General features: G+C 45.7%; 16 protein-coding genes. 8 read left to right on the plus strand and 8 right to left on the minus strand.

What is annotated here, in order from left to right:
• Positions 1-34: 34 nt before the first annotated feature.
• Positions 35-2,002 carry a bifunctional 2',3'-cyclic-nucleotide 2'-phosphodiesterase/3'-nucleotidase gene (locus tag LNL84_RS15855; RefSeq protein ID WP_244358525.1) on the minus strand — a complete coding sequence of 656 codons (1,968 nt, stop codon included), beginning with the start codon at positions 2,000-2,002 and terminating at the stop codon, positions 35-37.
• 296 nt (positions 2,003-2,298) lie between these two features.
• Between LNL84_RS15855 and cobA the strand changes: the two genes are divergently transcribed.
• From cobA to cysC, 5 genes are read left to right on the plus strand one after another with little or no spacing between them, the layout of a single operon-like run.
• A complete protein-coding gene (gene cobA / locus LNL84_RS15860; RefSeq protein ID WP_244358527.1) occupies positions 2,299-3,156 on the plus strand; it encodes a uroporphyrinogen-III C-methyltransferase in 858 nt (285 codons plus the stop codon).
• A gap of 39 nt (positions 3,157-3,195) precedes the next feature.
• On the plus strand, positions 3,196-4,134 hold the full coding sequence (cysD, locus tag LNL84_RS15865; protein WP_341829463.1) for a sulfate adenylyltransferase subunit CysD: 939 nt from the start codon (positions 3,196-3,198) through the stop codon (positions 4,132-4,134).
• An 18-nt stretch (positions 4,135-4,152) separates the two neighbouring features.
• Complete coding sequence (gene cysN, locus LNL84_RS15870; protein ID WP_244358531.1) at positions 4,153-5,565, plus strand: sulfate adenylyltransferase subunit CysN; 1,413 nt, start codon at positions 4,153-4,155, stop codon at positions 5,563-5,565.
• A gap of 52 nt (positions 5,566-5,617) precedes the next feature.
• Positions 5,618-7,342, plus strand: a complete 1,725-nt coding sequence (locus tag LNL84_RS15875) for an SLC13 family permease (protein ID WP_244358533.1) — start codon at positions 5,618-5,620, stop codon at positions 7,340-7,342.
• A gap of 39 nt (positions 7,343-7,381) precedes the next feature.
• The gene (gene cysC / locus LNL84_RS15880; RefSeq protein WP_244358535.1) at positions 7,382-7,999 is read left to right on the plus strand and encodes an adenylyl-sulfate kinase; all 618 of its coding nucleotides are present in this window, start codon (positions 7,382-7,384) and stop codon (positions 7,997-7,999) included.
• Positions 8,000-8,044: 45 nt separating this feature from the next.
• On the opposite strand, the gene LNL84_RS15885 is transcribed toward cysC, so the two are convergent.
• From LNL84_RS15885 to LNL84_RS15910, 6 genes are all read right to left on the minus strand, one after another.
• A complete protein-coding gene (locus tag LNL84_RS15885) occupies positions 8,045-8,953 on the minus strand; it encodes a TIGR03899 family protein (protein ID WP_244358537.1) in 909 nt (302 codons plus the stop codon).
• Positions 8,954-9,310: 357 nt separating this feature from the next.
• Positions 9,311-9,823: a DUF3299 domain-containing protein gene (locus LNL84_RS15890; protein ID WP_425244318.1), complete on the minus strand. Its 513-nt coding sequence runs from the start codon at positions 9,821-9,823 to the stop codon at positions 9,311-9,313.
• A gap of 11 nt (positions 9,824-9,834) precedes the next feature.
• The gene (locus LNL84_RS15895; protein ID WP_244358539.1) at positions 9,835-11,094 is read right to left on the minus strand and encodes an ABC transporter permease; all 1,260 of its coding nucleotides are present in this window, start codon (positions 11,092-11,094) and stop codon (positions 9,835-9,837) included.
• Positions 11,091-11,780: an ABC transporter ATP-binding protein gene (locus tag LNL84_RS15900; RefSeq protein ID WP_244358541.1), complete on the minus strand. Its 690-nt coding sequence runs from the start codon at positions 11,778-11,780 to the stop codon at positions 11,091-11,093. Before LNL84_RS15900 ends, LNL84_RS15895 begins: the two co-directional genes overlap by 4 nt.
• A gap of 57 nt (positions 11,781-11,837) precedes the next feature.
• The gene (gene zrgA, locus LNL84_RS15905; protein WP_244358543.1) at positions 11,838-12,515 is read right to left on the minus strand and encodes a zinc uptake protein ZrgA; all 678 of its coding nucleotides are present in this window, start codon (positions 12,513-12,515) and stop codon (positions 11,838-11,840) included.
• Positions 12,516-13,000: 485 nt separating this feature from the next.
• A complete protein-coding gene (locus LNL84_RS15910) occupies positions 13,001-13,552 on the minus strand; it encodes a YtfJ family protein (protein WP_244358545.1) in 552 nt (183 codons plus the stop codon).
• Between the two features lie 326 nt (positions 13,553-13,878).
• Between LNL84_RS15910 and LNL84_RS15915 the strand changes: the two genes are divergently transcribed.
• Complete coding sequence (locus tag LNL84_RS15915) at positions 13,879-14,079, plus strand: DUF1107 domain-containing protein (RefSeq protein WP_244358547.1); 201 nt, start codon at positions 13,879-13,881, stop codon at positions 14,077-14,079.
• 107 nt (positions 14,080-14,186) lie between these two features.
• On the opposite strand, the gene msrA is transcribed toward LNL84_RS15915, so the two are convergent.
• The gene (gene msrA, locus LNL84_RS15920) at positions 14,187-14,807 is read right to left on the minus strand and encodes a peptide-methionine (S)-S-oxide reductase MsrA (RefSeq protein WP_244358548.1); all 621 of its coding nucleotides are present in this window, start codon (positions 14,805-14,807) and stop codon (positions 14,187-14,189) included.
• A 160-nt stretch (positions 14,808-14,967) separates the two neighbouring features.
• On the opposite strand from msrA, the gene tamA reads away from it, so the two are divergent.
• Positions 14,968-16,677, plus strand: coding sequence for an autotransporter assembly complex protein TamA (tamA, locus tag LNL84_RS15925; protein WP_244358550.1), 1,710 nt, complete (start codon positions 14,968-14,970; stop codon positions 16,675-16,677).
• A complete protein-coding gene (tamB, locus tag LNL84_RS15930; protein WP_425244320.1) occupies positions 16,674-20,516 on the plus strand; it encodes an autotransporter assembly complex protein TamB in 3,843 nt (1,280 codons plus the stop codon). The genes tamA and tamB overlap by 4 nt, the downstream gene beginning before the upstream one ends.
• The last annotated feature ends 36 nt before the right edge of the window (positions 20,517-20,552 follow it).

The raw sequence follows: 20,552 nt of genomic DNA on the forward strand, positions 1-20,552 counted from the left end.
GGCTTAATAGTAAAGTGTCTAGAGGACTAATTCATTACTTTTGCAGATTAATTCTATACACCGCAAAACCTACGTCATCAGTCGCCACTTTTTCCATAGGGTATTGGCCTTTGTTTTTCACGAAGTCCGCTGCTTTCTCTGAAGGCGATGTTTCAAAGCGGATGTCGAGTTTGACTGATGATTTGATTGGAGCAAATGTCCAGTTATTGTCTGCGCTTGGCGTCACTTCACCTTTTGCTTTACTAACGCTAGAGATGTAGTTGGCCACAACCGTTCGGTTTTCATCTGGTGAGTCGAAAGCCACGAAGCTGCTACCAGTACCTGGGAATTTATTGCTGTACGCACGGTAGTTGTTGGTTGCAATAACAAAGGTCTGCGTCATATCAATTGGCTTGCCTTGATAGGTAAGACCGACGATACGCTCACTACCTTCATTTAACGGCTTACAGTTACCATCATAGCGTGCTGGCTTGGTGACATCGATTTGATAGTTAACACCATCCATAACATCGAAGTTATAAGTACGGAATCCATCCCAATCAATAAGCGATTGAGGTTGTGTACTGGTGGTATCGATTTGTTTAAATTGACCGGCAGAACATTCTAGCCATTCTTTGACTTCTTTACCCGTCACTTTCAGCGCAACTAGGGTATTAGGATACAGATACAAGTCTGCCGCATTACGGAATGTCAGCTGACCGGATTCAACTTCAGTAAAGTTTGCTGGATCATTTTTACGTCCACCGGCTTTAAATGGCGCCGCCGCTGAAAGAACCGGCAAACCATCAAGGTCTGGATCACCTTGGATCATGGTTTCAACGTAGTCTTTTTGTGCCAGATTAACAATTTGAACTGTCGGATCATCTTGCACTAGTGCTAGGAAGCTATACATCACATCGTTAGCTTTGCCAATAGGTTGGTTAACGAAAGCTCGAGTTGCTTTGTGATCGTCAGCAAGCGCTTTTACTATGCCTTCGTCAGCTTTGGCCAAAGACTTTTTGTTGTTCGCATCATAAATAGGGCGAGCTTGGGTTTTAGTATGACTCTCGGCAACTTTCCAACCACTGCCGTCTTTCTTAAGCACTAAATCCATGATACCCACATGGCTACCCCAACGGCCAGGCATTACAGCGGCAACGCCGTTGATCGTGCCTTTTTCGTTGTCAACACCTTGGATATTATCAAATCCTTTACCAGGGAAGACCGAATGAGAGTGACCAAACGCGATCGCATCAATGCCATCAACTTCAGATAGGTAGTACGTCGAGTTTTCTGCGCCAGCTTTATGCGGATCGCTCGATACGCCTGAGTGTGGAATTGCTACGATGACGTCAGCACCCTCTTGCTTCATTTGAGGAACAAGCTTCTCGGCGGTTTCTTTAATGTCTTTGGCGTAAACTTTGCCTTCAAGATTTTTCTTGTCCCAAACCATGATTTGCGGTGGTACAAAACCGATATAGCCAACTTTTACTTCATGAGCGTTGCCGTCAGTATCTTTGAAGGTGTGGCTCTTGATGATGTATGGCTTGAAGTAATGCTCATTAGTTTCTTGATCAAACACGTTAGCACTAACATAAGGGAACGCAGCGCCCTCTAAGGTTTTAGCAAGAAAATCAAGGCCATAATTGAACTCGTGGTTGCCGATATTACCCACTTCATAGTCAAGCTGATTCATCGCCTTGTAGACCGGGTGGATTTCACCAGTCTTAATACCTTTCGAGGCCATGTAGTCACCCATAGGACTACCTTGAATAAGGTCACCATTATCAACAAGAACGCTATTGGTTACTTCGGATTTCGCTTCTTTGACCAGTGTGGCAGTACGGGCTAAACCAATTTTCTGAGAAGGCTTATCTTTGTAGTAGTCGTAGTCCATCACATTGGTATGGATGTCGGTGGTTTCGATAATGCGCAATTTGATCTCGTCAGCCATTACTGGGCCAGCGATGGCGAGCAGTCCGCCTAGGACGGCAAGTGAGAGAGGTTTTACTGCCACTTTCATATTAGATTCCTTTTTAATCGATGTGTTCGAAAAACGTGGCTAATGTATCAAATTACTATGTAACAAAGGCCGTTAGGTCGCTCAATATGTGATCTTTGTTGGGTTTATAAGTTGATAACATTAACGAGATCGAATCTTCAACAAATAGCGTATCGCTGATTGGCCAGTTTGCCATCGATACACCCGTAAAAATGTTTCTATATTAGTTTTTGGTATAAAAAATGAAATTTTAGAATTTCCGGTAATATGTAGTAGTGGTCATAATGCCATCAATGGATTAGCGACGGATTGCCAATATGACTTCAACGATAAGCACACAACTCGGACAAGCAACCAAACCAAGGTTGGTGTCAAGCCAGTCAAGGCCAGTGCTACCATCTAGCCGGTTGCAAACGGGTGAAGTTGCGCTGATAGGCGCGGGGCCTGGAGATGCCGAGCTGCTTACCTTAAAGGCGCTTAACTTCCTGCAGCAAGCTGATGTCGTACTGTATGACTACTTAGTCTCTCAAGAAATATTATCGCTGGTTTCTGACGATGCCATTTTGGTGTGTGTCGGCAAACGTGCCGGACATCACAGTGTCCCACAGGAAAAAACCAATCAATTATTGGTAGAGTTTGCCGAAAATGGTCATCGCGTTGTGCGGATCAAAGGCGGCGATCCTTTTGTCTTTGGCCGAGGTGGCGAAGAACTACAAGTACTGGCTGAGGCAGGAATTCAATTTCAAGTTGTTCCTGGAATTACCGCTGCCGCTGGGGCAACCGCGTATGCCGGTATTCCTCTTACCCATCGTGATTATGCGCAATCAGCGCTATTTGTGACGGGGCATTTGAAACCCGAGAGTGATGATATGGATTGGTCAACGTTGTCGAGAACCAACCAAACTCTGGTGATTTACATGGGGCTGATGAAGAGCGAGTACATACAACATCAACTTTTGCAGCACGGCCGAGGAGCACAGACTCCGGTCGCCATCATTGAAAATGGCACTCAGTCATCTCAAAAAGTCTCTATCGGAACACTCAATGGCTTATCAAAAATGGCCGAGCACGCTGCATCTCCGGCTCTTATTGTCGTAGGTGAAGTGGTGAAATTATCACAACAGCTGAGCTGGTTTAATAAAGAGCCAGCTCCGTTAGCAGTCAATATTGCCTAATGAATCATTGGCTTCTTATCACGCGCAGCCAATAGCTGTGTGGGTACAAGTAAAAAGGAAGTACAACAAATGGACCAAGAAAGACTCACTCACTTACAGCAATTAGAAGCTGAAAGTATTCATATTATTCGCGAAGTCGCGGCGGAGTTCGATAATCCGGTAATGATGTATTCGATCGGTAAGGACTCATCGGTGATGCTGCACTTAGCGCGTAAGGCGTTCTACCCAGGAAAAATACCTTTTCCATTACTGCACGTGGATACCGACTGGAAATTCAAAGAAATGATTGAATTTCGCGATCGCACTGCGAAGAACTATGGCTTTGAGCTGCTGGTACACAAAAACCCGGAAGGGTTAGAGATGAATATTAGCCCATTCGTGCACGGCTCATCTAAACACACTGACATCATGAAAACGCAAGGCTTGAAGCAAGCATTAAATAAGTATGGCTTTGATGCCGCTTTTGGGGGCGCAAGGCGTGATGAAGAGAAATCGCGTGCCAAGGAGCGAGTGTATTCATTCCGCGATAAAAATCATACATGGGATCCGAAAAATCAGCGTCCTGAATTGTGGAAGACTTACAACGGTCAGGTGAACAAGGGTGAGAGTATTCGTGTATTCCCTTTATCTAACTGGACCGAGTTGGACATCTGGCAATACATCTATTTAGAGAGCATCGACATTGTACCGCTGTATCTTGCTGACAAACGCCCAGTCGTTGAAAGAGATGGCATGTTAATTATGGTCGATGATGAGCGTATGGAGATTGGTCCCGATGAGCAGGTGGTCGAGAAAAACGTGCGCTTTAGAACGCTGGGTTGTTATCCGTTAACGGGTGCTATTGAGTCAGAGGCCACGACACTCACGGAGATTATTGAAGAGATGTTGGTTGCGACATCAAGTGAGCGCCAGGGGAGAGCCATCGACCATGATCAATCAGGTTCGATGGAGTTGAAAAAGCGTCAGGGATATTTCTAAGGATCGAAGGGAAGCATTATGAATAGCGCAGTAGAAGCACAATTGGCCGAATTAGGTATTGAAGGATACCTTACACGGCATCAGCACAAATCATTACTTCGATTCCTGACATGTGGTTCGGTCGATGATGGTAAAAGTACGTTAATTGGACGCTTGCTCCATGATTCTAAGCAAATTTATGAAGATCAGCTAGCGGCAGTTCACTCAGACAGCCAGCGCGTCGGTACTACCGGAGATAAGCCAGATCTGGCATTGCTAGTGGATGGCCTACAAGCTGAACGTGAGCAGGGCATTACCATCGATGTCGCCTATCGTTACTTCTCTACGGAGAAGCGAAAGTTCATCATCGCCGACACTCCAGGCCACGAGCAATACACTCGAAATATGGCGACAGGGGCATCAACATGTGATTTGGCAGTGATCTTGATCGATGCACGTAAAGGGGTACTGGATCAAACTCGTCGACACTCATTTATTTCAAGTCTGCTAGGGCTGAAACAGTTTGTGGTCGCTGTTAACAAAATGGATTTGGTTGAGTACTCAAAAGCACGCTTTGAAGAGATCCGCGATCAGTACTTAGCGTTTGCTGAGAACTTGGGCAAAGACATTGATATTCAAATTATCCCAATTTCAGCTCTCGAAGGTGACAATGTGGTCGAGGCGAGCGACAAGTTGTCTTGGCACCAAGGACCGTCATTGTTAGAAATTTTAGAGACGGTGGATATTGATAAAAAAGCCGTACAAAGTGAATTTCGTTTCCCGATCCAATACGTCAACCGTCCGCATCTCGACTTTAGAGGTTTTGCGGGAACAATTGCGGCTGGTGGCATTACTGTCGGAGATAAAGTCAAAGTTTTACCGTCAGGTAAAGAGTCAACGGTAAGCCGAATCGTCACTTTTGATGGCGATTTACCAAGTGCCAGAGCTGGTCAAGCCGTGACGCTTACTCTTGAAGATGAAATAGACATTAGCCGCGGTGACTTGTTGGTCAAACAGAGAGCGTTGTTAGAGTCTTCTAACCGATTTTCTGCGGATGTGGTGTGGATGACAGAGCAAGCTCTAGAGCCGGGTCGTCAATATGACATTAAAGTCGCTGGGAAGAAAACAGCGGGTCAGGTGGATAATATTCTACATCAGTATGACATCAATTCGTTGGAGACGTTTTATAGCGATAAACTGCCTCTCAATGGTATTGGGCTATGTGAGTGGTCACTTACCGAATCCGTAGCTTTGGATCTCTATGACGAAGTACAAGATACCGGTGGATTTATCATCGTAGATCGCTTGAGCAACGTCACAGTCGGTGCCGGCCTAATTCGCCGCGTGTTACAGGAAGAAGCGCTCTCGCCATCTGAGCGACTAGGTTCATTTGAGTCAGAGCTCAAAGCGCTTATTTTGAAACACTTCCCAGAATGGGATGCGCGAATTTAGTGTATCGCATGACGATAGATAGCTCCGGTATTGACTTGCGAGGATAAGATAGATGTGGGAACAAGGAGTGGTATTAGCATTGCTGATGGCGATTGTCAGCTGTCTTATTGCCACGAAGCTTAAGCCTAGCCTTATCTTCGCAAGTGCGGCTTTTATCGCGTTTCTTACGGGAATGATAGAGCTTAGCGCGGTCGCCACTAATTTCACTAACTCATCGCTACTTACCCTGGTGTTGCTCATTTTGGCATCGACGGCTTTAGAGAAAACCCGGCTAATTAGTTGGGTAAGCCGCAGCATTGCTTCTGGGCGACTTGGAACGGTGGTAGCAAAGTTAGGAATTTCGACTGCGTTGCTGTCATCGTTTACCAACAACACAGCGGTAGTCGTGTCGCTGATTGGGGCAATAAAGCGCAATCAACGACATGCACCATCTCGCCTGTTGATTCCCCTCTCATACGCAGCCATTTTAGGGGGAACATTGACCCTAATTGGTACGTCAACCAACCTGATTATTAATAGCTTTGTTGAAGATGTAGGCTTACCGAGTCTCGACTTCTTTGCACCAACGATGATTGGTCTGACGGTGCTTGTTGGCGGGGTCCTGGTATTAATACCTTTGAGTTATTTTTTGCCAAGCCACGATGAATTTGGCCAAGATGATTTACCCTATTTTTTGGAAGCACGTGTAGAGTCAGGTTCACCTTTAGTTGGGAAAAGCATCACCGAGAATAATCTGCGGGCTTTAAGAAAACTGTTTCTTGCAGAGGTCGTTCGAGACGATGAGGTGATTGCTTCGGTGGGCCCCGATTTTGTATTGCAAGCTCGTGATCGATTGCTGTTTTGCGGAGACGTAGAAAGCGTCACAACATTGCAAGAAATTCAAGGATTGACCTTTTTCGGGCAGCATCATTTAAATGGTCAGAACTTACTAGAAGTCGTGGTCAGTTCATCGGCAAAATTCTGCAATAATACCCTGAAATCGAGTCGCTTTCGTGATCGTTTTGATGCAGTGGTTGTCGCGATCAGGCGAGGTCACGAACGATTAGAGGGAGGTCTGGGTAATATTGTATTGCAAGCGGGTGATACCCTTGTTCTTGCACCTGGCAAAAGGTTTGAGGCTGAACGTCGTCAGCACCGAAAAGAATTTGTTTGGGTGAATGACTTAGAATCAAGCACCAAATTAGACAGTACTAAGTCTGGTTATGTCCTGCTTGGCTTTATCACGGTGATTGCGTTAGCACTTACTCACACCTTACCGATTATTAAAGGGTTGGCAGTGTACGTGCTCGCTATGCTGTTGCTAGGCGTTGTCAATATCGGTGAATTACGCCGCCGCTTTCCAATGGATATTGTCGTGATAGTTGGCTCGGCGCTATCGATAGCTCAACTGATGATCTCATCAGGCCTGTCTGTTCGTATGGGCGAGATGTTTCTCGAAGGTTTTAACGGTTGGGGAGTGTTTGGTGCGTTAGTGGCCACTTACTTAATGACCTTGTTACTTACCGAATTGGTGACTAACAATGCCGCTGCCGCATTGTCTTTTCCAATCGGCTATAGCATGGCGGTTGGCTATGGGGTTGATCCTATGCCCTTTATCATGGCGGTGCTTTTTGGGGCGAGCGCCAGCTTCATCTCACCTTACGGCTATCAAACCAACTTGCTGGTCTACAGTGTGGGTAACTATCGCTTGAAGGACTATCTGAAAATAGGAATACCAATCTCTATCGTATATTCAACTTTGGTGTTGACGTTGATCCCCCATTTTTTTCCATTTTGATGATGACAAATGGGCTGGTAATTAAATAAAGGAATGAGCATGACAACCGATTTATTGTCAAAAGATGAAAATGTAATTTGGCATCAGCACAGTGTGGATAAGCAAACTCGTGCCAAAGCGAAGCAGCAAAAACCCGCCGTATTATGGTTTACAGGCCTATCTGGGGCTGGAAAATCTACTGTTGCTGGAGCTTTAGAGCACGCGCTTACGCAGATGGGGCATCATACCTATTTATTGGATGGTGATAATGTCCGTCATGGCCTGTGTCGCGATCTTGGCTTTTCTCAACAAGATCGTCGTGAAAACATTCGCCGAGTCGGTGAACTGGCAAAGCTAATGGCCGATGCCGGATTGATTGTGCTTTCGGCTTTTATTTCACCGCATAGAGAAGAGCGGCAACTTGTTAGGAGCTTGCTTCCAGAGGATGAGTTTTTGGAGGTGTTTGTCGATGCGAGCTTAGCGGTGTGTGAATCACGCGATCCTAAAGGACTCTACAAGAAAGCTCGTGCTGGCGAGATCAGTAATTTCACCGGTATCGATTCAGAATATGAAGCGCCGTTGTCGGCCGAAATTACACTTGCTACCGGAGTAGACAGTGTTGAACAGTTGGTACAACAATGCCTAACGGAGCTACGTTTAAGGCAGATTATCGCATAATCTCTGGAGCACCAAGTGTCATGCTTGGTGCCTGCAATTATCGCGTTAGACTTTATGGTAAAAGTGACTTCGAACGTCAGACTGTACCTGAAACTTTCGATTTAAAAGTTCGACCAGCTTTTCTTGATAGCGGGGATTGCTTCGATTCCCCAGCAATTGACACAGTTCGTTACCAGTCGGTGTGAAACGATAGTAGGTCATCGTGGTTCCCTTGCTTTTTGGCTGCAGGGTGTATTCTTTTCCTTGGTAGCTGAGTTTCAAAGCGGGTTCAATCTCTATCACACCAGATTCCAGCTCGGTTCCAAGCACAATTCCTAATTCAACTAAGATCAATAGACTTGAATAGGGAAGTTGAAACTCTCCCAAGCTTAAGGCATCGACGCTTTCTCTACGCGAAAATAAGAAAAACCCTGTCTGAGACTTAATACCAAGTAGCAATTTCTTACTGTTGTCGCTACCAAAAGAGCAGGCCAAAGACGCGGCTTTTTGCAAAGTTTGCGCTTCATTTGGAGTCATGTTTTTCAGCACTTTGAGTGCTTTGAGTGATGTTGAACCGGGTTTGGTGACCTCGCGCTTTAGCACTTGCGCCCACAGTTTCTGCATTGAATGATTATGAATATCCTGAGCTAAATCGAGAAAGCGTAGCAGCCAATCGTGGTCAGGCTCACCTGCAATTTCATCCTGGCAAGAGTCGAGGGCGACTTTGAGTATCAGCTCGAGGTTCTTCTGCCGTAGCTCTTTACGTTGCTTTTCTCTTAGCAGTGCTCTTTCGAACAGAGACTTGGAAGGCGTGTCTTCAGAGATCATTGCATCCAGGCCGTGCTTTTCAGCAATGGCCTTAATACGAAAAATACTGCCTTTGATGTGGTGGGTCTTTTTGTCTGATTGCGTTCGTTGCTGAGAGCCAGCACGCTCATTATGATCGTCAGAGACCACCGGTGTAATGTCACTCATGGTTCGCTCGGTTATTAAGCAATATTGATTAATTTACTGCGCTTAGGGCCAATATTCTAGTAAAAAGACTGTGAAGTTATTTCCGTATTGACAATATTACGCCCTAAATGGGTACAGCAAGCAAAAAACGCTAGGCGATATGATAAATTTTTGTTAAATTTGTTACACAAAAGCAAGGAGGGTTTATGCGGCAATCAAGCGAGAATAAACTCAAAAAACATTTATCGACAGCGCTATTGCTCTGCTTATATTTAGGTGTGCTAGGCTATCTATCGACTTATATTAGTTAGTTAGAATAACCTAGCGTGAAGATCCTGAAGGATAGTTATTTACATTTCATCGCTGTTCTCAACAGCATTAGTCATTGTTGTAGTCATCGTCATCGTCATAGTCTTCAATTCGAATACCATCAATAACGTAGCCGGTTTCAGCTAGCTCGTGGTTGATGGTTTCTGTCTTTAATGTTCCGACAACGTAAATCACATCCCAAAGTCTGTGGACTGGCGCCCCTTCTTCAAACTTCACATACACGATTTGGTTTGGTGGTGGTGGTGGTACGTGAATACAGGCGCCAAAGTAGGGAACCAGAAGAAATTCAGTGACGTTATTCTCATCGCCCTCTAGTGGGATCACAAATCCTGGTAACCTAACTTGGCTGCCATTGAGTTCCTGGCGCACGCTGCCTATTTTTGACTGCAGTGCGGCGTTTCCTGAATGATCGGCATTTGGCATTCCCATGGCATCAAATTGGTTTCTTTCTGATTTAGGTATTAAATCAATCCAATCGAGCGTCAATGGTGATTCGTCATTGGCGAAAGAGAATGTTGCGGTACAGAGCAGTGTTGCCAGTATTAATAGTTTTTTCATCATAGTGTTCTACGTTAAATGCGTATGGTCATACCGTCACTCAAAGACTGACGATACGCTCTAAAAGCTGGAATAAAGCCAATAACAATACTCGCAAACTGCACACAGCCGAGTAATAGCCATTCATGGCTAGTAATGGCACTGATCTCAATATTAATGCCATAATGAGCCCGAACAAAGGGAGCGGCAAGAGTCAGTAACGTAAATAAGAGACTGATCCCAACCGTGATTCCAAGTAATGTTAGGCCACTGGCTTCACAAATAAGCAAGGCAAAAATGTGCTTAGGTCTTGCTCCCATTGCTCTCAATATTGCCATTTCTCTTCTGCGCTCTTGCAAACTGGTAAGTAGGCTGCTGAGCATTCCCAGAAACCCTGCGATGACGACAAACACTGAGACGACCAACAAGGCCTGCTCAGCGATGCTCATCATAGCCCAAAGTTCATGGAGTGCGATGCCGGGTAGAATCGCACTCAATGGTTCATCCGGGTAGGTGTTAATTTGTCTTTGTAGCGCGAAGGTTTGAATTTTACTTTTTAAGCCAATCATCATTGCGGTAATTTGCTTGGGTTGAAAATCAACTTGTTCTAGCTGTTTTTTACTGGGTGTATTCCCCAGATTAGCGCCAGACTCCCAACCGACGTGTATGGCTTCGATAGCCTCTAATGACACATGGACCGTTTTATCTACTGGCGTTCCGGTTGGTGCTAAAATTCCGACGACTTTGAATGGCAGGTTATCATGACGACTAAAGCCCACATCACTGATACCGTGTGCAATGATGAGCTTGCTACCAATATCGTAGCCTAATGATTTCGCAACGTCTGAGCCTAGCACCGTTTCAAATAATCCGTTGAACTGGTGACCTGAAGCGAAGCTTAGTGCCTGTTTTTGTCCGTACTGGTAATGCTCAAAATAGCTGTGGTTGGTGCCCATCACTCGAAAGCCTTTGTGAGAGTCACCCAAAGATATTGGGATTGCCCAGTCAACGGAGCGGTGATGACTAAATTCTTCAAAGCTTTTCCAGTCAATATTATTGGTGGCATTACCAATACGGAAAACCGAGTAAAGAAGCAGATTCACTTGCCCTGAACGACCACCCACGATGAGATCGGTGCCTGATATTGTGTTAGCGAAACTGCTTTTGGCCTGAGTCCGGATACGCTCAACGCCCATCAATAAAATCACCGAAATAGCGACGGTCATAACGGTCAGTAATGCTGTTGTTTTTCGATTAAGCAGGCTTTTCCAAGCAAGTTTTAAAGTGATGCTCATAGCGCCCTCGCTCGGTTGATATCTTGTAGGTTTTCGCTTCGGGTAAACAAGGGTTCTAACGTCGGGTCATGACTGACAAAGATTAACGTAGACTTTGCTACGTTGGCTTGCTCCATCAACAGTTCTATAAAGGCCTCACGATTGTCGTGATCCAAAGCCGATGTCGGTTCATCCGCAATCAGAAATTCAGGTTGACCAATCAGGGCTCTTGCTGCCGCGACTCGTTGCTGTTGACCGATACTTAGTTCAATCACCGGTTTGTTGAGCAGGTGATGGGGCAGTCTTAAATGTTCTAGCAAGTGTTTGGCTTCTTCGTGCAAAGGCTCAGTGACTTTCTGCTTGCGAGTGCGAGAAAATTGACAAGGCAGAGTAACGTTATCAATCACAGAAAGATAAGGCAGCAGATTAAATTGTTGGAAGATGTATCCGATATGATCGGCTCTGAACTTGTCCCGAGCACTGGCTGATAGGGATTTTAGATTCTGACCAAGAGCAACTACATCGCCAGATGTAGCGACATTGATACCGGTTAGTAGCCCCAATAAGGTGGACTTACCGCAGCCGCTTGGGCCTTTCAAAAATAAATGCTCACCCTGCTCGATAGCCAGTGATGGGATATCCAGTGTTGGATCTTGCTCTGGGTGCCATTGGAAAGTCAGATCGGTGAGTTCGATTACTCTAGCCATAGTGTCCTCTTATCCTCGCCCCCTAAGCCGCACCATTACGGCTTAGGGGGGGGATGCTTACAGTTTAATGACAGTGTTGCCTGATGTTAGTTCAGTAGCAGACTGCGCGGCATCAGTTAATAAGTTTACTGATACTTTTTCTGTAGCTGGGAAGTGAGTGAACCACTGAGTGTCAATCTGGTTTAACTTGCTAAAGTCTTTACACGTAAATTGATATTGGACGCTGAACTCACCATGGCCGTCGTGACCATGGTCTTTGTGATCGTCGTGGTCGTGATGCTCATCATGGTCTTTGTGATCGTCGTGGTCGTGATGCTCATCATGGTCTTTGTGATCGTCGTGGTCGTGATGCTCATCGTGGTCTTTGTGATCGTCGTGGTCTTTGTGATCGTCATGATCATGGTGGTCTTCGTGTGACTCCAGCGTCGTGTCGACATCTACGTCTACCAGCTTACAACCCGCTGAGGTAGGTAAGATAAGCACGCTATTAACGTCATTGAGGGTTGCCTTTGCTTTGGCGACACTCGCTTTTTCTGCCTCTGTTTTTGGAGCGTGTTCGAAGCCGACAACGTCCGCCCCTGGTGCGGTAATTTCGACCAGTAAATCTTGGCCGTCTTGCGCGATATTAAACTCCACATGGCCGTGAACGTGAGCATCGTGTTGGCGAAAGTTTTCTTCAGCGACAGCAAATTGAGAGACAACAAGCCCGGCTAATAGAGTCATCTTGAGTTTCATGGGTATTCCTTAAATCTTAATATTTGATAACGATAGATAAATAGTAGGGGTTACGTTAGCAAGGGCGGAGAGCGAGCGCTGATGCTCGCAGGCTTACAGTGGCAGATACTATTATCTATGACTTCAAGAATAGAGATTGAAACGACGCGACAGGGTATGTTGGTGTTGCCAACAGGCAGAGAATGCGTCCCTTTGGTAAAAAGCGGGCAATGATGCTCTTGGTGGTCGATGTGAGCGTTATAATTATGCTCAATTGATAACGCATTGAGAGCAAGTAGCAGCAGGCTTAGGCACAATACAGCGCTGAGCCTAGAGCTTGACTTGATATATGAAATCGACGACATGCGACTTATTCTCGTTTAATCAGAAATTGTTATGTTATAACAAATCTGAACATTTACCAATGTAAACGAGTAAAGCGTTCGCATTCAGACGGTGGATCAACAAGGGGAGCACACAGGCTCCCGTGTCAGTTTGTTAATGAACTACAGGTTGTCTCTGATCATTGCCAGTACTTGTTGAATCTCATCGTCGGTCAAAGCGCCTTCTTTGATGTACAAAATTTTGCCCTGCTTGTCTTGGACGATAATCGCAGAGCTGTCTTCTTTGAGTTGCCACGCATTGGCGACGATGCCCTTCTCGTCTAGCACCATTGAAGACCAAGGAAACTCCTGTTTGCTATCTTCTGCAGATGATTTTACGAATGAGCCAGTGCCCCACATCGCATCGTCTTGATTAATAATGGTCGTGGTTTGATAGCTTTCTGGCGGGAACTTGGCTTCCGTAATGGCGGCCATCAGCGGCGCGTTCATTTTCTTCGCGCTTTTGCGACCTGCAATCGCCTGGATAACCCGAACTTTTCCAAGCATGTCTTGGCTATTCCATTGCTCATAGCGGATGTTCTCATTATCGAGCAGCAATTCACCGTGAGATTCAACGGACACACTGTTCACTTGTTGACCAATCCCCAGATTGTTTGCTAGTGCAAGTGCAGGAGAACACAGTAGCCCAAGGACTAGGAGAGACTTCATTTTCATATTATTTTCCATTGTTATTGAATGAGCGCAGAAACACATAAGGTTCATAAGCCTTTTATTTGCGTTCCACGAAGGATTTAGCAGCGATTATTGTATGCATTGTCATCAATATGTCAGCATTGATGAGGACGCTTTGAGTGCTACGTAAATCTTGGCATAGCATAACAGTATTTTAATAATTGTTGCAAAGTTGTTAATCCCTCTTGAGCCTAGCGATATTTAAGTTATAATCCCCGTATAAGCACAAAGGATATTGTGCGTCGTAGGTTGTTTATCGTGTTCTGCGCAATCGTGAGTTGTACTCAAACGGATATTGGGGTTAGGTTATGCTACGAGAATTTTCAGTTTATCGTCCGCGACAGATAGCTAAGTTTGTGAAGACGCTGTTTAAAGGACAGTTCATCATCGCAGGCATTGGCGTGTTCAGTTTTGATAACGGTAAGGTTTTGCTGCCAGAGGTGGACAATAAAAAGCACTTGTCAGTGTTTAAAGAAGTGAATGTTGCAATTGCGACTTTAGCGACGTAAAGCTGGCAAAGACGTTAAAAATCATTAAAGCCCTGATCATATCGATGGTCAGGGCTTTAAGTTTTTATCACGTGGAGTGATTGATAAGCTATAGCAATAAATTTGGCTTAATTTGGAGGGAAGCAAACCCCCGTACCACCAAGACCACAATAACCGTTAGGGTTTTTTGCAAGGTATTGCTGGTGGTAGATCTCAGCAAAATAGTACGGGCCAGCAGTGGAGATCTCTGTGGTAATGTTTGATTCAGCGCCAAGAGCCGACTGGTAAGCGACTTTAGATTGTTGCGCTAGATGCATTTGGGTGTCGTCATAAACATAGATGACAGAGCGATACTGAGTGCCGATATCATTCCCTTGTCTCATTCCCTGAGTCGGGTCGTGCTTTTCCCAAAATGCCCTGAGTAATGTCTCAAAGTTAACTGTTTGTGTATCGAACACGACTTTGACGACTTCGGCGTGTCCGGTTTGTCCACTGCACACTTCTTCGTATGTGGGGTTTTTGGTAAATCCGCCGCTGTATCCCACGGAGGTCGATACCACCCCATTGATTTGCCAAAACAATCGCTCTGCCCCCCAAAAGCAACCTAACCCAAACAACACCTGTGCTTGGTTTTCGATTAAAGCTCCGTTGAGGTCACTGCCATTGATGTAGTGTGGCTCCATAATGGCGATCGGGGTGTCTCGGCCAATTAAAGCGTCGTGCTTTGTTACGGGGTTCGTTGTACTCATAGGTCTTCCTCAGCTCCATTTCGACCAGTGACTCACTGAAAAGATGAGATAAATGTTAGTTATTTTTTAAAGTCTTGCTATTAATATACAGACTTAATATCTGAACAGGGTTATCATTTTAGAGGTCAATGGTGTTGTCTTGGGTTGTACTTGTATACGCATGATAAAACAAATCTACTCATTTTTCTTTGTGCTCCTGTTGCCACTGTCTGCGTTTGGCGAAGAGCTCAGATTGAACATTAAAGGATTAAAGGGGGCATTGTCAGACAACGTCGATGTTTATGTTTCCGCTATTGCGCAAAGCGACTATTCAACATCATTACGTTTTCAGGCTCGACTCACCAATGAACTCAATCAAGCGCTAAGTGCGCTTGGCTATTACAATCCTAAGATAGCCTTCGACATTGTCGAAAACAGCCAGGAAATCACAGTCAATGTTGACCCTGGGCCTCCGACTGTGGTTGAACTGGTGGACATTCAAATTACCGGTGAAGCCGCCAAAGATGACGATTTTATTAAACTGGTTCGCACCTCCCCCATCCAAAAGGGGCAAGTTCTCGATCATAGTCGCTACGACGCCATCAAATCGAATATTCGCAACTTAGCGCTACAGAAAGGGTACTTTGAAGGGGAATATACCTTAAGCCGTTTAGAGGTGGTTCCAGAGTTAAATCAGGCCTACGTTCGTCTCTATTTTAACAGTGGCATTCGCTATTCTTTTGGGTCCTCGACGATAACAGGCAGCCAGATTGATATTCAAAAGGTGCAATCGTTACAGCCCTATAAAACCGGAGACAGCTATCAAGTGTCGAAGGTCGCTCGTCACAACCAAAATCTTTCCAACACCGAATGGTTTTCTTCGGTGTTTGTTGAACCCGATTTGGAATACATTGGTCAAGGGCGCGAATTACCGATGAAAGTCTCACTGGCCCCGCAAGTCAGAAATCAATTTGAAACGGGCTTAGGTTACTCGACCGATGTCGGTGCAAAAGTAAAATTTAAGTGGAAAAAGCCGTGGGTTAATGAACAGGGGCACAGTTTTGACTCAAGTATTGAATACTCGATCCCAGAGCAGCAAGTGACCGCGGGCTACAAAATTCCACTCGATGATGTACTCAATGACTACTACCGCATTCAGTACGGATTAAAGAATGTGAACCGTTCGGATAAGAAGACGCTGGAGTCTAACTTGGCGTTTGAGCGTCACTGGGTGCTCGAAAGTGGTTGGCATCGCAACTTGTACGTGCGTTACTTGATCGAGGATTATGAACGCAACTTGGAAGGTGATGTTGGCCAGTTTTTGCTCCCAGGTATTTCTTTTTCCCGCATTGAAACTCGAGGTGGTGTATTACCTATGAGTGGCAACAAACAGACGGTTATGTTTGAGTATGGCGATGACAGTATGTTGTCTGAAACTAGGGTATTGCGTATGCGCGGTACCTCGGCGTGGATCGGCAGTGTCGGTAGCAATCACCGTGGTTTATTTAAGGTCGACCTAGGGGTAAATGTCGTTGATGATTTCGCCAAATTGTCACCTTCTTTACGTTTCTATGCAGGCGGTGACAACAGTGTCCGTGGATACGATTACGAGAGCATTTCACCCGTTGATAGCTCGGGAAAGAAAACGGGCGCGAAATATCTAACAACCTCAACTTTAGAGTACCAATACCGTGTCTATAACGATTGGTGGGGGGCGGCCTTTTTCGATATAGGTGATGCGTTTAATGATACTCCTGAATTGAAAAGAGGCGCAGGATTCGGGGTTCGTTGGGTATCACCAGTCGGGCCTATTCGATTTGATTTTGCTTATGGCATGGACAAGCCAGAGCCGGAATGGCGATTACACTTTTCGTTGGGACCAGAACTATGATGTTGAAAGTGTGGCGAATTACCAAGTGGCTATCAGCACTTTTATTGCTATTACTGCTGATCGTTGTCGTCTCTGTCGCGGCTCTGCTGTTTACCAATACTGGATTAAATCTGGCATTGTGGGGCGCAGAAAAAGCAGTTCCACAGTTTCAGTATTCGCAGGCCGAAGGAGCATTATTTCCCCGTTTTACGCTTCGTGATGTACGTTTTAATGATGCCGATTTGCACATTGACCTTAAAGCCGACGCTGTCACATTGGCTGTGGATCTTAACTGCTTGACAGATCCAAGGTTGTGTATCAACGAAATCGCGATTTCAGGTCTCAACTTTGTGATGCCAGAGTTGCCAACCAGTGAGCCCGCCTCAGAACCCTCAGAGCCACTAAAGAAAGTGTCGGTTCCCATCCCAATTGTGGTTGGTGTAGTGAAACTTGATGATATTCAATTGGATATTTTGCAGCACAACATTCAATGGCAGCGCTTTGAAACCTCATTGTCGATGGCAGGACAACGGCTTTCTATCGGTAAGACGCGCCTGTCTGATATCTCGGTTGAACTTGCAGTAGATGCTGAGGTTAGCCCTCAAGGCGCTGAACTAAATTCGACCTTACCCGACGAAACCACTGGGCAAAACAGTCCATCTCCAGTCGCCACTTCTCCGAGTGGCGAGGATGAAGAGAACAGTGTGGCTGAGCAGGGTATTGTGTTGCCGGAAGTCTTGATACCGCTGTTTATCAATATTACCCGTATTGATATCGATAACTTCTTATTGAAACAAGAGCAACCGATAGTGGTTAACCATCTAGGTTTTTCTGGTCAAGCCGGCGAGTTCTCAGTCAACGTAGATTCACTAGAGCTGGACGTTCCACAAGCCAATGCGACATTGGCTGGCAATATTATTTTACGTCGTGATTATCCGCTCAACTTGAAATTGACGTTGGATGTCAAAGAGACGGAATTGGCCGGTCAATCCCTTGCGTTATCGGCTCAAGGTAGAGTGTCGGACCTGATACTAGATAGTCAGTGGCAAGGGTTGATCGACGCAAAACTGACTGGGCGAGTGAAGCCACTGGATCCTGAGCTGCCGTTCGATTTTGTTCTCTCTAACGCAAAGGCTCAATGGCCTCTTACTGGCAAAAGCGATTATCAGGTCGACCTGAAAAAGGTGACGGCCAGTGGTTCGATGAACGACTATACCGTTGCGTTGACGGGAGCGGTTGATGGTAAGCCGATCCCAGCAATGGAGATTGATCTTAACGGACAAGGTTCACTCGAGCATATTGATTTGGCCTCGCTTTCTTTGAAGACCTTGGGAGGCAAGCTGGATGGTACCGTGATGGTTAACTGGGCATCGCCCATCAATTGGGATGCCGATGTAAAGCTCAGCAATATTCAGCCGGGGTTGCAATGGCCTGAGGCGGAAGGAAACGTTAGTGGACGCATCGTCACGACCGGTTCGCTCACTGAGGCGGGAGGTTGGCAAGCGCAGGTTCCGACTCTGGATCTAACGGGAGTATTGAGGGAGTTTCCTCTCGTTGTGAAAGGAGAGCTTAGCGCATCGGATCACAAGGGAACGGGTGAAATTATGGCCAGCACTAGCGGCCTGTCTTTAGCCCATGGCCCCAACGCCTTGTTTGCCAGAGGGGAGTTGAATAAGCAATGGAACATGGCTATTGATATCGATTTCAATCAGTTACAAAAAACGGTTCCAGATCTTCAAGGTCAAGTCAGTGGGAGGTTGGCTCTTAAGGGGAATGTTAAAGAACCAGACATCACGGTTGATTTAGCTGCGAGCAATATTGATTGGCAACAAGAGGCCAGTTTGGCGTCATTTCGACTGCAAGGACAACTGAAGCCGCTGCCGCTGCCTTTCGCCGATCTTAGGTTGAATGCTCGAAAAATTGCCTATCAAGGTAATGATGTCGACAGCGTGAATATGAAGATTCAGTGGAATGAGCAATCACACGATATTGCGTTAGATGTCGTCTCGCCCTTATTGTCTGCCAGTTTAGCCATCGCAGGTCAGTTGGAACTCAAACCAAGTATAATTTGGCAAGGACAACTCACCCGAGCGCACTTTGAAACCGAGCAAGGGCCGCTTGATCTCGCAAAAGCCACACCAATTGTGGTCGATGTTGATAAACAGCAGGCAAATGTGTCTGCTCACTGCTGGTGGCAAGAGCAGTCGAAATTGTGCCTGGAAAAAGACATCATTGCAGGCGTATCTGGAGAAGCATTGGTTACGATAAGAAATTTTAATTTTTCTCAGATCCAGGCTTACCTGCCAAAAGAAACCCAGCTTAAGGGCAGTGTTGATGCCACAGTATGGGCTAAATGGGCTAAATGGGCTCCTGAAGAGGTCCCCGAAGTTAAAATTGATGTTACCTTGCCCAAGGGCAAGGTAACACAGCAACTTGAAAATCCAGTGGATATCGCTTGGGAATCAGTAGCACTACAAGCGCGATTAGCCAACGATACTCTTGATGCCAGTTGGCTAATAGACTTTACCGATAACGGAGATTTTTCTGGCAAGGCGCGATTACCCAATGTCACCGCAGCACAGCAAAAAATAGATGCGGACATTGAGCTATCGACGTTTAATCTGGATTTTTTACAGCCGTTACTAGGGGAGTACAACCAACTTTCTGCGATTTTTACCTCTAGGTTGAAAATACAAGGGGATGTGCTCCATCCACAGGTATATGGTCAATTTAAGGCCAGTGATTTATCACTTAGAGGAGAGCTTTCTCCGGTGGAAGTTCAGTCGGGAAATTTGGATCTAAGTTTTAACGGTTATGATGCCAATCTCGATGCGAAAATGATGACCACTGATGGGGAGCTCAACGTCTCGGGTGAAGGCAATTGGCGAGACTTACAAGCTTGGAGCAGCAAGGTTCGAGTCTTCGCTAAGAAACTTAGAGTCACCGTTCCTCCAATGGTCAAGATTGAAATCGTACCAGATATGAACATCGAGGTGAATCCGAAGCTTGCCAAAATCACGGGTGATATTGCTTTACCTTGGGCGCGAATACTGGTCGAGGAATTACCCGCTAGTGCGATTAGTGTCTCGAAAGATCAAGTGTTGCTTAAGCCTGATTTATCCCCAATTATCGAAGAAAGGACCATCCCGTTTAACATCGAAACCAATATCAATATCCGCATTGGTAACGATTTTCAACTCTCGGCTTTTGGGCTTAAGGGTGGCTTAAGAGGGGGCCTGAATGTTTCTCAAAAAGACAAGGGCCCGTTTGTGCAAGGGGAAGTCAATATCGTAAAAGGTTCTTATCGTTCCTTTGGTCAGGACTTGATCATTGAAGAAGGTAAAATCTTGATGACGGGACCTATCGATCAACCCTACGTGTCAATCAAAGCGATCCGTAATCCAGAGACAACCGCAGATGACGTGAAAGCAGGTGTCAAAGTCACTGGTTTGGCGGATGAACCTGTCATTGAGATCTTTTCCGATCCGGTTATGCCGCAAGCCAATGCACTGTCTTATTTACTGCGAGGACAAGATATTGATGGTGAAGCTGGCGGTAACGCGCTTACCACGACGCTCATAGGATTGAGCCTGGCAAAAAGTGGTAAAGTGGTCGGTGAAATTGGCCAGGCGTTTGGGGTTCAAGATCTGCAGCTGGATACAGCTGGGTCTGGTGATGACTCACAAGTGACAGTGAGTGGTTATGTATTACCGGGACTGCAAGTTAAATACGGTGTTGGCATTTTTAACTCGCTCGGTGAATTTACCGTTCGCTATCGCATCATCGAAGATTTTTACGTAGAAGCTATTTCGGGTCTGTACAGCACAGTATTGTTCTTGTATCAATTTGATATGAAATAGAAAAGCGAATACGGGCTGTATGCGCTAGCCTTAGAT

The sequence above is a fragment of the Vibrio gelatinilyticus genome (genome assembly GCF_022836845.1).
Lineage (GTDB): Bacteria > Pseudomonadota > Gammaproteobacteria > Enterobacterales > Vibrionaceae > Vibrio > Vibrio gelatinilyticus.

What these genes read in the sequence shown, in the direction of transcription:
- msrA (WP_244358548.1), bottom strand. Translation starts at nt 14,807, where the DNA reads ATGAGTACAACGAACCCCGTAACAAAGCACGACGCTTTAATTGGCCGA.
- tamB (WP_425244320.1), top strand. Translation starts at nt 16,674, where the DNA reads ATGATGTTGAAAGTGTGGCGAATTACCAAGTGGCTATCAGCACTTTTA.
- tamA (WP_244358550.1), top strand. Translation starts at nt 14,968, where the DNA reads ATGATAAAACAAATCTACTCATTTTTCTTTGTGCTCCTGTTGCCACTG.
- LNL84_RS15855 (WP_244358525.1), bottom strand. Translation starts at nt 2,002, where the DNA reads ATGAAAGTGGCAGTAAAACCTCTCTCACTTGCCGTCCTAGGCGGACTG.
- cysC (WP_244358535.1), top strand. Translation starts at nt 7,382, where the DNA reads ATGACAACCGATTTATTGTCAAAAGATGAAAATGTAATTTGGCATCAG.
- cobA (WP_244358527.1), top strand. Translation starts at nt 2,299, where the DNA reads ATGACTTCAACGATAAGCACACAACTCGGACAAGCAACCAAACCAAGG.
- LNL84_RS15910 (WP_244358545.1), bottom strand. Translation starts at nt 13,552, where the DNA reads ATGAAAATGAAGTCTCTCCTAGTCCTTGGGCTACTGTGTTCTCCTGCA.
- zrgA (WP_244358543.1), bottom strand. Translation starts at nt 12,515, where the DNA reads ATGAAACTCAAGATGACTCTATTAGCCGGGCTTGTTGTCTCTCAATTT.
- LNL84_RS15900 (WP_244358541.1), bottom strand. Translation starts at nt 11,780, where the DNA reads ATGGCTAGAGTAATCGAACTCACCGATCTGACTTTCCAATGGCACCCA.
- LNL84_RS15875 (WP_244358533.1), top strand. Translation starts at nt 5,618, where the DNA reads ATGTGGGAACAAGGAGTGGTATTAGCATTGCTGATGGCGATTGTCAGC.
- LNL84_RS15885 (WP_244358537.1), bottom strand. Translation starts at nt 8,953, where the DNA reads ATGAGTGACATTACACCGGTGGTCTCTGACGATCATAATGAGCGTGCT.
- LNL84_RS15915 (WP_244358547.1), top strand. Translation starts at nt 13,879, where the DNA reads ATGCTACGAGAATTTTCAGTTTATCGTCCGCGACAGATAGCTAAGTTT.
- LNL84_RS15895 (WP_244358539.1), bottom strand. Translation starts at nt 11,094, where the DNA reads ATGAGCATCACTTTAAAACTTGCTTGGAAAAGCCTGCTTAATCGAAAA.
- cysN (WP_244358531.1), top strand. Translation starts at nt 4,153, where the DNA reads ATGAATAGCGCAGTAGAAGCACAATTGGCCGAATTAGGTATTGAAGGA.
- LNL84_RS15890 (WP_425244318.1), bottom strand. Translation starts at nt 9,823, where the DNA reads ATGATGAAAAAACTATTAATACTGGCAACACTGCTCTGTACCGCAACA.